The following is a 13,463-nucleotide window of genomic DNA, read 5'->3' on the forward strand; positions in this document are numbered from 1 at the left end:
CTACGTTAGTGGACACGGGCCTCTTCCTTTATGCAGTTAGACAAAATAGATCTTAATTTACTTCGTTATTTAGACTCCTTATTACGGGAGCAAAACGTTACCCACGCCGCCAATCAACTTGGTATCACTCAGCCAGCCATGAGTAACGGATTACGTCGTTTAAGAGACCTATTTCATGACCCATTATTAGTAAGAACCAGCGATGGCATGATGCCTACTGCTTTGGCCATTCAGCTACAACCGCGCGTACAAAGCATCTTACAATCGGTAGATGAAGTGCTTCACCTTGGACAAAGCTTTGAAGCAGAATCAAGCTCTCGAGTATTTCGCATCATGGCCAGTGACTACGCCGAAGCGACCCTGATCCCACCGCTTATGAAGAAACTTCAAGATGAAGCACCAAACGTCATACTGGATGTCATGAATCCAAGTGATGTGAGCTTTCATGATGTAGAAAAAGGCAAAGTCGATTTGGTCATCAATCGATTCGAGACTCTGCCGCAGTCCTTCCATCAAAAGTCTGTTTGGGTTGATCATTTTTCCTGCTTGGTGCCTGCCGATTCAGACATTGCAAAAAACTTTTCTTTAGAAACGTACTTGGCTTCTCGTCATGTATGGGTAAGCAAAACCGGTTTTGGTGTTGGTGTTGGCATCCAGCCCGAAGAAGTGCAAAAATTAGGTTGGGTAGACGGCTCTCTGGCGGATTTAGGTTTCAAGCGTAATATTCGTTTATTCACCAGAAACTATAACGTTGCCATGAGAGCGACAGAGCAACTTGGCTTAATCGCCACACTGCCATCACTGGCGACGCGATTGATGAAAGACAACAACCGCGTGGTGGTATTACCGCCGCCATTCGACATTCCACCAGTGGAATTAAAAATGTTATGGAGCCCTTTGTTACAGCATGATCCGGGGCATATTTGGATACGCTCAACCATTGCAGGGTGTGCGAAAACAATTGCTGAAAACAACAATTTGTAGTCCAACTGCATAGTCCAGAATCAAAAAAACGAACTCTCGGTTCGTTTTTTTGTTTTTAATAACGAGTATCTAACAAGCGCCTCTCTACATGTTATTCAGGCTTTCAGCGGACTCTTCTGCACTAGAAACGGTCACCTCTAAGTCTTTAATGTGACCATTGCCTAAGCTGTAACACCAACCGTGAACATGCAGTTCTTGTCCGATACGCCATGCGTTTTGAACAATGCTGCTTTGACATACGTTAGCCACTTGCTCCACCACATTTAATTCACACATACGATCAAATCGAACCTGCTCATCTTCTATCGCATCAATTTCTTTTCTGTGGAGGCGGTAAACGTCTTTTATATGGCGCAACCAATTGTCGATCATACCGTGTTCTTCTGTGCCCATCGCCGCCTTGATTCCACCACAGCCATAATGACCCACCACCATAATATGCTTAACTTTCAGCACATCGACAGCAAATTGAATCACAGACAAGCAATTTAAGTCGGTATGTACGACAACATTCGCGATATTACGGTGGACAAATACTTCACCTGGTAAAAGATCTACTATTTGGTTCGCAGGAACACGGCTATCAGCACAGCCAATCCAAAGGTATTCTGGCATTTGCTGCCTTGATAACGTAGAAAAAAAATCAGGGTCTTCTTTGGTAACCTTAGCCGCCCACTCTCTATTTTTACTAAAAAGTTCATCTAAGTTATTAGACATAATCTACTATCCCAATTTTTTTCGATACCAGCGGAATTTAATATCTGCGGTAAGGTTGATAGAGTTAAGTTGTTTAACGGCTTCTCGACCGTCGTATGACGCCTTATGGATATGAGGCGTCATACTTAATAATTGTTCGATTTCTGTTTGAGAATTCAGTGTAAAAACATAAGTCTCAGCCTTCTCCAACACCAATTCGAAACCCTCTACTCCCTCAGAAAAAGTTTGCTTGTAATCATGAATAGAGGGGTAAAGTATTTCCCGTAGCTCGATAAGATGATCAGGTCCAGACTCCACCAGCAGAAGCAAACCTGTTTCGCTCAGTACCCGCGAAAATTCACTAAAAACAGGAAAGCCAAATAAGCACAAGATGGCATCAAAGCGTTCACTTGGCACAGGTAAGCTGGCGTTACTTCCCACTAACCAACTCACGCCTTTGTCACGCTTACTCGCCGCGGTAATAGCCCACTTAGAAATATCTAAACCAGTGCGTTCCATACTAATATCTTGATCAAGTAAGGCTTTGCCAATTTCATTAAGATAATAGCCCTCTCCACATCCTGCATCGAGGATACGAACGCCATGAAACAAATCACCTTTCGGCCAAGAGGATAAAATTGTTTTAACAATAGGAAAATAGTGCTGCTGATTTAAGAAAGTTTGCCGTGCGGCCACCATCTCTTTGCTATCACCAGGGTCTTTAGAACGTTTATTTTGCACCGGAAGAAGGTTCACGTAACCGGTTTTTGCTAGATCATAGGTATGCCCATGTTCACACTTTAAGCTTCGTTCAACACGGCTTAGCGGTGCAGCATCTATCGGACAAGAAAGGTTTTCGAGCGTCGACACAAGGTATCCATAGTTTATTAATTTTCACTTGATGCTGTAGGATAACCTACTAATGACAAGCACAATATAAAAATGTCCAAAAACAAGAACATGCAGATCATGAGTATTATAACGCTATGGTCATACAGAATCATTCTCTACTGCAACACTTACATTGTAAAAACCATGAATGTCCATATACAAGGCAAAATCTACACTGTTTAAAGGTTTGGAAAACAAGTAACCTTGCACTTCTTGGCACTTGTAACTGTTCAATATATCAACTTGCGTGCGATTTTCTACCCCTTCGGCGATCACTTTCAGGTTCAAACTATTCGCCATCGCAACCGTTGCTTTAACGATAGCATCGTTGTCGCAATCCAATCCTAAATCATGAATAAAAGACCGATCGATTTTTAATGTTTGTATTGGAAATTTCTTCAAATACGCAAGCGATGAGTAGCCCGTACCAAAATCATCAATGGACAAGGTTAAGCCTAATTTACGAAAACCATGCAGCTTTTCAATCGATTGTTGAGCATCAGCCATCAACATGCTTTCTGTTAACTCAAGTTCAAAATACTTAGGATCCACACCAGTTTCTTCTAATATGCGCTGAACCATATCGACTAAATCTGCTTGCATAAATTGTCTGCTGGATAAATTAACAGACAGCTTAATCGGACGATAACCCGCTTCTCTCCACTCTTGCAACTGACGACACGCTCTGCAAATAACCCATTCACCCAGAGGAATAATCAAACCACTCTCTTCTGCCAAAGGAATAAACTGATCTGGGCTGATCATGCCAAGCTCAGGGTGAGACCATCGTATTAGCGCTTCGGCACCAACAACCGATTCATCAGGAAGACGTATTTTTGGTTGATAATGAAGAACAAACTGCTCTTCTTCTATTGCCTTTCGTAGTCCTCCACCTAGCGTAAGGTGGGCATTGATGTTATCCGCCATCTTGTTTTCATACACAAAATACATATTGTGCGCAGTGGATTTTGCACGATACATGGCGGCATCCGCATTCTTTAGCAAGTTGTCGACGTCATTTGCATGCTGAGGGTAACTAGCAATACCGATACTTGCCGTAATCATCATTTCCATTTTCGCAACGGGGTACGTATTACTGGCATTTTGCATAATATTTTTTGCAATGTTTTCTAGATCTTCAATAGAATCAATATTTTCCAGCACCACCACAAACTCATCGCCACCCAAGCGATACAAACATGCACCAGATGGAATGCTTCCTTTAATACGCTCAGCAACCCGCTGAATAAGCTCATCTCCCACTCGATGACCAAAATTATCGTTAATAATCTTAAAACCATCAAGATCTAAGTACAAAATGCCAAACGCGCGCTGGCGCTTGCTCGCATTGACTAAAGCATTTTCTAACTGATGATATAATAAATTTCTATTAGGTAAGTTTGTTAAGCAATCGTAATTATTTAGACGATAAAGAGCGACTTCATGATCTCTATCTTCTTGGATATCATGAGTAAGTAGGTAGATTTTTTGAGTGGATTTATTCTGGGAAACCTCAATTCTATGCCAACGCACACCCCTAAGAGTGGAAAGCATAATTTCTTGTGACAAGCTTTCTTGCTGAGTAAAACGACTCATAAAGCTATCCGCCGCGTCTGTCGCAGCAAACAGCTCTCGAACATTATTTATGTTGCCAAAATGCGTTTTGAAACACTTACTGGAATCACAATACACACCATTTTCGTCAAAAATGGCAAAAGACAGGGTTTCAAATTGAGCCAAAAGACCAACGTCTTGATCATCTCTAGAAAGACGAGGTGTCATAACCGGATGAGCTTCAACCGATAAGCCTTTACGCTTCTGACCTAGAGAAATAACGGATCCAGTACAACTGTAATGAATGCCTTCTTTGGAAATAAAGGGCCAGTCAAACGTTAATGACTTGCCTTCCTCTACTCCGTCTAGATAAAGAGAAATACGCTCTTTTAGCGCTTCCCCTATCATTCGCTGACCTGATTTAATTTCACCTAAAGAGTCTGCCAATAAAGCCTCTGCAGCGCCATTGCACCACGGAACACTTGATTGCTCTACATCTATTACCCAAGCAGCTAATGGCATTTTACATTGGAGTAATTTTGATAAATCGGTCATTTATATTTAATACTACTAAAATATATTCGATGCATTTTGATATTAGATTCTGTCTAACCTCTCACCATAAGTCAGGGACAATAAACACACTACGTTTTTCCGTACTGGTTTCATTAAGCGACTGGCATAAAAAAACATGTTTAGGGCGATCATCACGTAGGAAATAGCTTACAAGATTGTAGGTTGATTGCAGAGAAAAGAAAGAAAAATCATCATTAATATTTGGAGCCGCCATCCAATGAGGCTTTTCTAAGGTTAAAAAATAAGAAAAATATGGCATCAGTAAAAAAAGGTCAGACACTCGTATCCAGCCACCACGCTCATTTTGCGAGAGCCACTGATCAATATTTTCACGACTGGTCAAAGCAGAATATAAACGTCCAAATATCAACAAATTTGTATGCGGTATTCGATTCTTTGCAACATGACTAATCGCCTCACGCCCTTTTTGTGTCTGTAAAATCAATAACTGATGCTCTCTTGCTCTCGATACCTTTTTCAGCAAACTGTCATTCTTGTTAGGTCCAATCCAATGATGAGGATAGAGATCGAGCCGTTCTAAATAAAACTTAATCGCAATTTCAAATTGATGGAGTTCTCCATTTGGCGTTTCAACTAACATGTCTACTTCGCCAAGCGTTTGCCCATCTTTCTCTATTTGAAAATGCTCCAAACAAATCACTAAATCGGATAAATTCGCTATAGCGAAGGAAAACAAACTTTCAAAATAACTGCCAAGAAAATGAGACTTGCAGGCTGAGATAGCAGCAACAAGCGCACGGGGGTCGCGATCTAATTCAAGCAGCCTTACATTAACGTCTGCCACCCAATGCGGCCCAAGGTTAAAATCTTGCTCAATATAATGCCCCTCCACCAACCAGCAAAGGTCTTTTACATACGGATTTTTAACCTGATCCGAGATCACAAACTACCACTTAAATGCCGATCAATTCGATTCAAACAGTTCACGATATGAATCACTTTTCCTTCGTCTCGATCCTTAAAAGCATCTTCAGCCATCGGTGATATATAACAACTCGCAGGTAAATCAGCGCCCATTTCCAGCATTGTTTTAAAACGTTCAATCATCACAAACTTCAACCATTGCTCAAAAGCCATCGTATCAATACAAAAAGGCTCACTACTTTGCATATCAGCTTGAGTGGGCGCTTCACATTCCCAAACGCCACAGTCTTGCATCGCCACTTGCAAATCTATCAACAAGTCGGCCAAAACATGATGAGCAGAAAAGGCTTCTTTCAACCTGATTTCCCCTTTAAAAAGCGGTAAGATAACGTATCTTTAACTCACATATAAAATCAAACCGATAACGGCACACTAAAGCGCTTATCGGCAACATGAGCCAATACTTTATCATGAGCAACATTGAATCTCTTTCAGACTTATTCGACATGGTCGGTTGCGATGTAACCTACTACGACCTAGGCCGCAGCATTAGCAAAATAACGCCCCAACAAGCCGTGCAATTTGATCGTAAACAGCAAGCCTACCCTTTTCCATTTCGCCAACATGCTTGGTTAGCTTGCTTGTTAAAAAGCAAAAATGCGACAAAAGAAGACACCGTAGAACAAGGCGTGATTTGGTTTCTCAAATTGCCTCTAGACGAAGCTGGCTGCCTAAACCTAGGAACACGCGATCACTTCATTAAAAGCATCGTCGATAAAATACTGCACAAAGGCGAAGAAGCGGGATTATCTGAAGCATTTGAAGACAGCCCTTATGCGTTTAAACCTGACCAAGAGCGCATGGCAAGCCTTCATGCAAAACTCGGTAAAGACTTACACAAAGCCCCTTCAAACTACTTTGATAACGTTGTGAAACACCTATCGTCAGACTTAACAAAACAAGACGACAGCTGGCAGACACTAGGACTTCAAGGCATTGCGGAACTCGCCGCCAGAGTAAACGAAGACAAATACCAAGCACTCATACAAAAAGCGATCCAACAAGCCGCCAAACCGGTTGTCAGCGCCTTATGTCATGCCCTAGAACACGAAACACTGTCCAACCCGTTACAAGATACGCTGATACAACAACTGCAAATAGAACAAGACGCATTGATGCAGGCAAGTTACTTGCGCGCCTTATCAAGAGCCGATTTAAACGACACGCTATTACTGCCGCTATTTGGTTTACTTGGTAGCCTAGCAGAATGTCACGATGACGATCTTCACCCTATCGCCGCGTTGGCCGCAAAATGCCCTCACTGGTTAGCTCAGAACCCTCAACTGCTTCGTATCATCATGGAAAAACTAGCCCACCGCGAAGACGGCTACATCGCCTTTAAACAAATTGCAGCAGAACTCAGCCAGCACCCAGAAGCAAAACAACCACTATGGGCATTACTGCGCAGCGGACACGTCAGCCCGAAACTGGCACAAGCAGTGAGTTATTTATTCACAGAGACACCGCCATCCGTGCAGTGAGTGGGAAAGGAATTGAAATGAGATAGATTGGAGTCTTGGGCGCCTTAAATAAGAAGGCGCTACAGACTCCGATTTTCATGGAAAATAGAAACTTATGCCACAGCAAAATCTACTGCGTAAACATTATCTAAGTTAATTTTTTGTCTAGTAAAGTCTGGGAAGTCCAGATTAGTTAGTTTTCATTTTCGGTCGATAGTAAAAACTTTCGTAAATCTCTTTCTTGCCTTAATAAGTGAAGAATATAGATTGAATCGTTATCCACTTTGTAGAAAATACGGCAAGGATTCACTACAACTTCTCGATAATTTAGAGTCGAAATTTCTTCAGGGATTCTGCCTGAGTCAGGAAATTGTTCGAGTCTCTGCACCTTGCTAAAAACCCTTTCTACTAGTTGCCTCGCCGCGTACGGGTTACTAACTGCAATATACTCAGCAATATCGTTCAGATTATTTAATGCAGGCTCAGTCCAGATTATTTGAGCCATTTACTCATTTTCTCTTTGGCTTGCGTCATATCCATTGTTCGACCTTCACGGATGGACTGCTCGCCTTTTGCGATACCTTCCAAGATTTTCATCCGCTCCAGCATCAATTCGTAATCAGCTACATCAAGCAAATAGGCTGATGGCTGACCATGCTCGGTTATGAGAATAGGCTCTTTTGACTCACGCAAATCAGCAAGCAGCTTCGTTGCCTGCCTCTTTAGTGTAGTAACAACTTCGGTTCTCATAGTGACACCTCAGATTAAAATGTATCACTATAGTATCACTCCAATTTGAAAAGGACTAACGCTTGTACCAGGCGCGCGCTTTCCGCGTCGCTTGCCTGCATTTGTTAGCCGCCATTTGCTAGATCACAGATAGATCTACTGATATCAATCTTTGTAACTCTAACCATATCGCGCATCCAATTTAGCTCTCTCAATGCAAAAGCACTAATCTTCCAAGGAAAACTTCTTAAAATTTCATCTATTTCAGAAACAATAGTAGTTATATTATTACAAACATCTTCTACTTGATTAATCGTTTCATGATCATAAAAATTTGAAGTATTCTGAGGCAATTGCAATGTAAGTTCTTTGGCTTTCACAAATAGCCCCTCTATTGAATTAGCTTTTTCAGGTGAAACAAGCTTTCTGAATGCCTCTTTTGAGGAGTCATCGAAAATATTATGCTCTAGACAGAATGAAACTTTTTTAGATTCACCTTGTGTATCATAAGCCTCCGTTGCAGTGACTTGCTTCCAATAAATTTTTTCAGTAGAAAGATCAATACAACATACGATTACAGGAAGGCAAAATTTCTTCCAGTACTCAATATGTCTGTCATCTACATATACTGAAACTGAACTTGTTGATTTGATGGAATCAACAGCTTTTATTTGTATTTTGATAATGTCGCCGTTGGAAATACTATCATCATCTAGTACTTCAATTTCTGCATCTACACCTAAGTCTTGTCCGTATAATCGACATGGCCAACCGAGTATTTTTGTAAATTTGTAAGCTAGGAAATACTCTCCAGCATCTCCATTTATATTCGTTTTACCGTACTTCATTAGTGCTCCATACTATTTGGCTGCTAACGCCCGCATTTGCGGCTGGTTTGGAGCGCAGCGGAAACCCAGTCCGACAACATGCGCTTGTTAGGGCTTAATGGCTTAGTAAATTCGATATTATTGAATGTTCTGCTTACGCCAGTTATCAACAGCAATTGATAAACGCTTATCTTTGACTGGTTTCTGCCATTCATCCCAAAAATCAACCGTGCCACTATTTGGCCTATTTTTTGGTTCATCAATTCTGATCCGGCTTGGCAATAGACTAGCATCACCAACAACAAGCGCTTCACCAGTATCGAGTGTAGGTAAAATGTCGCTAAACCCGCCAAGACTGTCTGGAAGTAGACGCTTGATAACTCCCTGATCCTCGGCGTTGGTTAGTCTCATGGAAACAAAATTGCTGCACTGGCTAAGCATCGTCTTATTTACTTCGGAGGGACGTTGACTTATCACCACTAGGCTGACGCCATATTTTCGGCCTTCCTTCGCGATGCGCTCGAAAATATCAAGCGAGATGTCGTCGGCAGAATCGGCCATGTTTCGCTGGGGCATGTAGAGATGCGCTTCGTCACACAGAAGCGCTATCGGATGACGCAGTTCGGATGGTGTCCACTGTTGAACGGAAAACGTAACCCGAGCAACAAGAGAAACGATTAGTGGAAGAACGTCTGAGGGTACCTCAGAAAAATTGATGATCTTGATACCGGCTTTGCCGTTTTCCTCACCACTGCCAAGCACGGCGGTCGTGAATTTTTCAAGCCAGGAAAAATCCAGGACGTCTCCACCGCCATTAAACATAAAACCGAGGCGTCTATCAGAGATTTTATTCTCAAGCCGTGAAATCATACGAGACAGCTTCCCGTTGAAATCACCTTGTTTTTCACCGCGAGCGCCGGGAACCATCTCGACGTTGATACCATTCAACCCGTCCATGAGGAAATCGAGATTAAACGGAACTGGGCTGTCAACAGTGAAGTGCTTTAGCACTTCTTTCTGATCATTATCTTCCAGGTATTTTTGCTTCGCCTGATTGATTTCACGCGCCATGATCATGGCTTGGTTAGGCGCATTCTGGTCACTCCGATCAACAAACATGGATACGAGTGCTTCATACGAAAGCAGCCAGTAAGGCAGGTAAAGCACACCATCATCAATGGTACGTTTTGCCTCAATATCTCCTGGCCCGGCCACCTTGAAGTGCTGAATGCCTTGACCTACCAACGGTGAGTATTCGCCATGGAGGTCCAAAACAATGGCATTCGCTGTAGGGAGCCCTGCCATTTGCTCAATGATTGTAGCTGTAGTCCAGGATTTACCTGATCCGGTACTACCGCCGATGAAGGCATGGCGCTGGAAAAACTTGTTACCATTGAGGTAGGCAACCGCGTGCTCGTCCAGTGTGTATTTACCAAGAACCAGAGCATTTCCATCGGCTGAGACACTAGAGAGGGTACGCATAAAACCGGTAAGATTTTCGCCATCTAGCGAAAAGCAATTAGCGTCAATTTCTGGGACGCTTTCCAGAGTGCGGCGGAAGACGTTTTCTCTTTCTCCGTCGCGATCCAACATCGTGCCAATTAGGGCGATTTTACAAAAATTTAGTTCTGATGTCTGCTCGCTAATACCATCGTTGATAATGTCTTCAGTGCCGCGCTTGCGGGTCACCTGGGTAATGAGGCCGATGAGGTGCTGTCCGGGCCTGCTGCTTTGCAGAACAGCGAGATGGTTAACCTGCAACCTTTTTAGTTGGTCGATGTTCTCCACCTCTACGATCACATTTGTAGTATCGACGGATGCAACTTTCCCAAGCGCCTCTTCATCCTTAAATTTAAAAATCGGCATACCTTCTTCCTATATGATTAACGACAAGTAGCCTTCAAGACTCCAGATATTCATTTCTACTGTAATTGGAGCCTTGTCCAGAGAAGAATAAACGATGGATTGATCGTCTGTTTCCCCTCGTTCTATTGCCAAGTAGTTCTGCGCGTTACCTTCCAGAATAAGCCTTTTCGCTGAATCAGAAAGCGCATAAGTGATAATGGTTACAGGAGTCTTCTGCCTAAGGCACTTCACCATCAGTTTCGGCTGAATATGCTCATCATTAAAGCCGTAGCCAATACAAAGGTAAGAACCAGCTTCACTGATAGCTAGATCAGCATTATTAATAATGGAGCGAAATGGCTCCAGATGCGTTTTTTGATATTTCTGGGTGCCAGGGGTCACGATCTGCGGTTGGTAGTTGTCCGGTATCTCTTGGATATTTGAGAGGGCAACAGTATCTTCCAGAGGGGACTGGAACCAATCCAAAGATCCATGGACCTTCCAGATATTAACCCTGCGCGCAGAGGTGATTTCTGTAGGGGCTGCAAGTTGGCGAAAGAAGCCGTGCGTAAACCCGGTGTAATGATGAATGCGCCTCTGATCGCAGGCATACTCTGCCAAGCGATCATAATTTGTAGTGATAATATTTATTTTCTTGAGGCTACTTCTGAACATATGCTCAAGAAGGCGACTCAATGAAAACATCGCATTATTCTGAAGGCTCTTCTGAAAAATTTTTATATCTTCAGAATTAATTAACGTCCAAGTGGCTTTAACGATTCTCGACGTCAGCTCTTCAGAAGCTGCTACTTGGTGTAGAGCGGATTCTAGGTCTACTCCGTCGCACAAAAGCTGGCAGAACTTTTCCCAGACCTCCAGCTCAGTAACTGACAGATCGGAAACGTCGGTGTGCGCAACGAGATGCTGTGCAAGCCTCCCCATCCCTGACATTCCGTGCGCAGCCGAAGCACCGCTGCCCATAATGATGACAGGTACCTTTCCATAGAATTCCTGCGCTTGTTTTTGGTAGTTCAAATCAGGCATATCATTCTCGCTATTTTTGCCTCTGCATCCTTGAGTTAACTGTGCAGCTGTCGGCAGCACTTACTCGCCCTAACGCCGAGCTCACCGGCCCATTTTGTGGAGAGCGTTTGTGTAAAATGGAGCAAAGCGACATACACAAACGAGCGTAGCAAAATGGGTCCGTGTGTAGCGTTTTGTTAGGTTTTTGCTTGAAGCTTACACCTAATTCTCTGTTGCGCTTTTTCGTTTGAAGAATCCCATTCGTTAAAAAATGAAAACAAATACAGTCTTTCATTAAAAGTTAAACCACCAATTCCATCAATTGCTTCGCGTTTAAACATATTGAAGCTAACATAGAAACTATTTGATTCATCTGTGCTTTTAAACCAAACACTTCCGAGCCATCTTTCTATAAGAATGGCTAAGTTCATCACGTCTTTTTCGTTCGCCTTCCACTCCAACACAAAATGAGGAAGGCTTTCCTTTAACTCCACTTCCGTTATTGAATTGATAAGATCGTCGAGATTCATCTTAAAACCTAACAGTTTAATAGTGCGCATGCGCGTTTAGACATTTCGTAAAGCCTCTAAATATCATCATAAAACTATGAATAATAAGAACTTTATTAAGCTATTAACAAAACCTAAAACTGGAAAAAAAGCATGCGCGTTATGTCATTTGTCCACAGCGCGTTATTTCGGCTGCTGATATTCTTATTCATTGATACTAAAAGACTTTTTTATAATCCACCAGTACAAACGCGCAAAAGTGTGATGATTTTTTAGACAAAGCAAGCCAGAAATTGGCAACCAAAAAAAATAAACTATATATTTGTACAGTCATCGTCAATTATCCACAAGGAGTGAGTGATGTCTTCTAGCCCTTTTTTCAATTTTATTCGCCATGAGATATGGCTACGCAGTTATTACTATTAGACGACATACGCCTGATTACGGTCGTTCCTCCCTTATACAGGCCTACAAGTTTCGAGGAAAAATGCCGTTTGGTTGAGTTTGGGTGTTCTCGAATATAGGCCGAGAAGTCACAAAGTAATAACCCCACCCTCGCCCTCCCCTTGGAAGACATAAGGGGTGGGAATAATTACGTTGTCGGCCTAAAGGCTCGACCTAAATTTCAGGGTCGAAGACTGTTTTAGCGTTTCGATGAGGCAGGCTGTGGCTGCGAGTCTTAGCGCCTGATTACGGTCGTTCCTCCCTCATGCAGGCCTATAATTGAAGGTCGTGGAAAGTTATGTGGCGTTTCGATGAGGTAGGCGTTTAGTTTCGAATAGAAACGCCATATGACTTGGAGCAAGGTGATAAAAATAAGGGCGGCGAAGTCACAAAGTAATAACCCCACCCTCGCCCTCCCCTTGGAAGACATAAGGGGAGGGAATAATTACTAGGCTGGCTGTGGCTGCGAGTCTTTAACGCCTGATTACGGTCGTTCCTCCCTCATGCAGTCCTACAAGATAAGTTGGTGTTCAACAATTTTAGATGTGTCTTTGCCACAAAAAAGAGCCCCATTATTTTCCGCAAAGAAGATATGGGGCCCAAATAAGACCAAGAACACTACCATTAATGATGGACTGGTTTCGGCTTAGCCGTTTCGCGCATTCGTTTACGATGTTCGATAAATTCATCACTCAACATATAATGCCCATGCTCAGTGTGAGCAAGTGCTCCTCTGTTGACCAGTGCGTCTAACGTTTTGGGCAACACCTTTTGACGACGCTCTCCTTTTATAAAATAAAATTGTTCACCTAATTGAATCAATTTAAAACCAGATTCTAAATAGCCAACACATAGATTTTGAGTTGGCGTTAACTTGAGTTTCATAATCCACCTCACCAAGCCGTCTCTTTTTTGATCACTGTCATTAACTATAGACACTTTTTCCAATAACAAAAATTTTACGCCGCCAAGATTACAAA

14 protein-coding genes are annotated in these 13,463 nt (G+C 42.5%); 2 read left to right on the plus strand and 12 right to left on the minus strand.

Annotated elements, in window-relative coordinates; all coding sequences use genetic code 11:
* Positions 1-30: 30 nt before the first annotated feature.
* Positions 31-984: a LysR family transcriptional regulator gene (locus tag MP3633_RS11445; protein ID WP_176335642.1), complete on the plus strand. Its 954-nt coding sequence runs from the start codon at positions 31-33 to the stop codon at positions 982-984.
* An 84-nt stretch (positions 985-1,068) separates the two neighbouring features.
* Here MP3633_RS11445 and can read toward each other — a convergent pair whose 3' ends face one another.
* The 5 genes from can to MP3633_RS11470 form a co-directional block, all read right to left on the minus strand.
* Entirely contained in the window at positions 1,069-1,701 is a 633-nt protein-coding gene (gene can / locus MP3633_RS11450) for a carbonate dehydratase (RefSeq protein ID WP_112138067.1), read from the minus strand.
* Between the two features lie 6 nt (positions 1,702-1,707).
* Positions 1,708-2,550: a putative RNA methyltransferase gene (locus MP3633_RS11455; RefSeq protein ID WP_176335643.1), complete on the minus strand. Its 843-nt coding sequence runs from the start codon at positions 2,548-2,550 to the stop codon at positions 1,708-1,710.
* Between the two features lie 120 nt (positions 2,551-2,670).
* A complete protein-coding gene (locus MP3633_RS11460) occupies positions 2,671-4,680 on the minus strand; it encodes a putative bifunctional diguanylate cyclase/phosphodiesterase (RefSeq protein ID WP_176335644.1) in 2,010 nt (669 codons plus the stop codon).
* Between the two features lie 61 nt (positions 4,681-4,741).
* Positions 4,742-5,605 carry a DUF1853 family protein gene (locus MP3633_RS11465; protein ID WP_176335645.1) on the minus strand — a complete coding sequence of 288 codons (864 nt, stop codon included), beginning with the start codon at positions 5,603-5,605 and terminating at the stop codon, positions 4,742-4,744.
* Complete coding sequence (locus MP3633_RS11470; protein WP_176335646.1) at positions 5,602-5,943, minus strand: YqcC family protein; 342 nt, start codon at positions 5,941-5,943, stop codon at positions 5,602-5,604. The genes MP3633_RS11465 and MP3633_RS11470 overlap by 4 nt, the downstream gene beginning before the upstream one ends.
* Positions 5,944-6,038: 95 nt before the next feature.
* On the opposite strand from MP3633_RS11470, the gene MP3633_RS11475 reads away from it, so the two are divergent.
* Positions 6,039-7,127 carry a DUF3549 family protein gene (locus MP3633_RS11475; protein WP_244959614.1) on the plus strand — a complete coding sequence of 363 codons (1,089 nt, stop codon included), beginning with the start codon at positions 6,039-6,041 and terminating at the stop codon, positions 7,125-7,127.
* A 172-nt stretch (positions 7,128-7,299) separates the two neighbouring features.
* Here MP3633_RS11475 and MP3633_RS11480 read toward each other — a convergent pair whose 3' ends face one another.
* From MP3633_RS11480 to MP3633_RS11510, 7 genes are all read right to left on the minus strand, one after another.
* The gene (locus tag MP3633_RS11480) at positions 7,300-7,611 is read right to left on the minus strand and encodes a type II toxin-antitoxin system RelE/ParE family toxin (RefSeq protein WP_176335647.1); all 312 of its coding nucleotides are present in this window, start codon (positions 7,609-7,611) and stop codon (positions 7,300-7,302) included.
* On the minus strand, positions 7,599-7,856 hold the full coding sequence (locus MP3633_RS11485; RefSeq protein ID WP_176335648.1) for a type II toxin-antitoxin system Phd/YefM family antitoxin: 258 nt from the start codon (positions 7,854-7,856) through the stop codon (positions 7,599-7,601). Before MP3633_RS11485 ends, MP3633_RS11480 begins: the two co-directional genes overlap by 13 nt.
* A 104-nt stretch (positions 7,857-7,960) precedes the next feature.
* A complete protein-coding gene (locus MP3633_RS11490; protein ID WP_176335649.1) occupies positions 7,961-8,683 on the minus strand; it encodes a DUF4365 domain-containing protein in 723 nt (240 codons plus the stop codon).
* 117 nt (positions 8,684-8,800) lie between these two features.
* Entirely contained in the window at positions 8,801-10,528 is a 1,728-nt protein-coding gene (locus tag MP3633_RS11495; RefSeq protein WP_176335650.1) for an ATP-binding protein, read from the minus strand.
* Positions 10,529-10,537: 9 nt separating this feature from the next.
* The gene (locus tag MP3633_RS11500; RefSeq protein ID WP_217909005.1) at positions 10,538-11,611 is read right to left on the minus strand and encodes an SIR2 family protein; all 1,074 of its coding nucleotides are present in this window, start codon (positions 11,609-11,611) and stop codon (positions 10,538-10,540) included.
* 116 nt (positions 11,612-11,727) lie between these two features.
* Positions 11,728-12,060 carry a hypothetical protein gene (locus MP3633_RS11505; protein ID WP_176335651.1) on the minus strand — a complete coding sequence of 111 codons (333 nt, stop codon included), beginning with the start codon at positions 12,058-12,060 and terminating at the stop codon, positions 11,728-11,730.
* Positions 12,061-13,107: 1,047 nt separating this feature from the next.
* Positions 13,108-13,368 carry a formyltetrahydrofolate deformylase gene (locus MP3633_RS11510; protein ID WP_176335652.1) on the minus strand — a complete coding sequence of 87 codons (261 nt, stop codon included), beginning with the start codon at positions 13,366-13,368 and terminating at the stop codon, positions 13,108-13,110.
* Positions 13,369-13,463: the final 95 nt, after the last annotated feature.

Source organism: Marinomonas primoryensis (assembly GCF_013372285.1).
Lineage (GTDB): Bacteria > Pseudomonadota > Gammaproteobacteria > Pseudomonadales > Marinomonadaceae > Marinomonas > Marinomonas primoryensis.

Coding starts and splice junctions, on each gene's coding strand:
- MP3633_RS11445 (WP_176335642.1), top strand. CDS start 31: ATGCAGTTAGACAAAATAGATCTTAATTTACTTCGTTATTTAGACTCC.
- can (WP_112138067.1), bottom strand. CDS start 1,701: ATGTCTAATAACTTAGATGAACTTTTTAGTAAAAATAGAGAGTGGGCG.
- MP3633_RS11460 (WP_176335644.1), bottom strand. CDS start 4,680: ATGACCGATTTATCAAAATTACTCCAATGTAAAATGCCATTAGCTGCT.
- MP3633_RS11475 (WP_244959614.1), top strand. CDS start 6,039: ATGAGCCAATACTTTATCATGAGCAACATTGAATCTCTTTCAGACTTA.
- MP3633_RS11480 (WP_176335647.1), bottom strand. CDS start 7,611: ATGGCTCAAATAATCTGGACTGAGCCTGCATTAAATAATCTGAACGAT.
- MP3633_RS11485 (WP_176335648.1), bottom strand. CDS start 7,856: ATGAGAACCGAAGTTGTTACTACACTAAAGAGGCAGGCAACGAAGCTG.
- MP3633_RS11490 (WP_176335649.1), bottom strand. CDS start 8,683: ATGAAGTACGGTAAAACGAATATAAATGGAGATGCTGGAGAGTATTTC.
- MP3633_RS11495 (WP_176335650.1), bottom strand. CDS start 10,528: ATGCCGATTTTTAAATTTAAGGATGAAGAGGCGCTTGGGAAAGTTGCA.
- MP3633_RS11505 (WP_176335651.1), bottom strand. CDS start 12,060: ATGAATCTCGACGATCTTATCAATTCAATAACGGAAGTGGAGTTAAAG.
- MP3633_RS11510 (WP_176335652.1), bottom strand. CDS start 13,368: ATGAAACTCAAGTTAACGCCAACTCAAAATCTATGTGTTGGCTATTTA.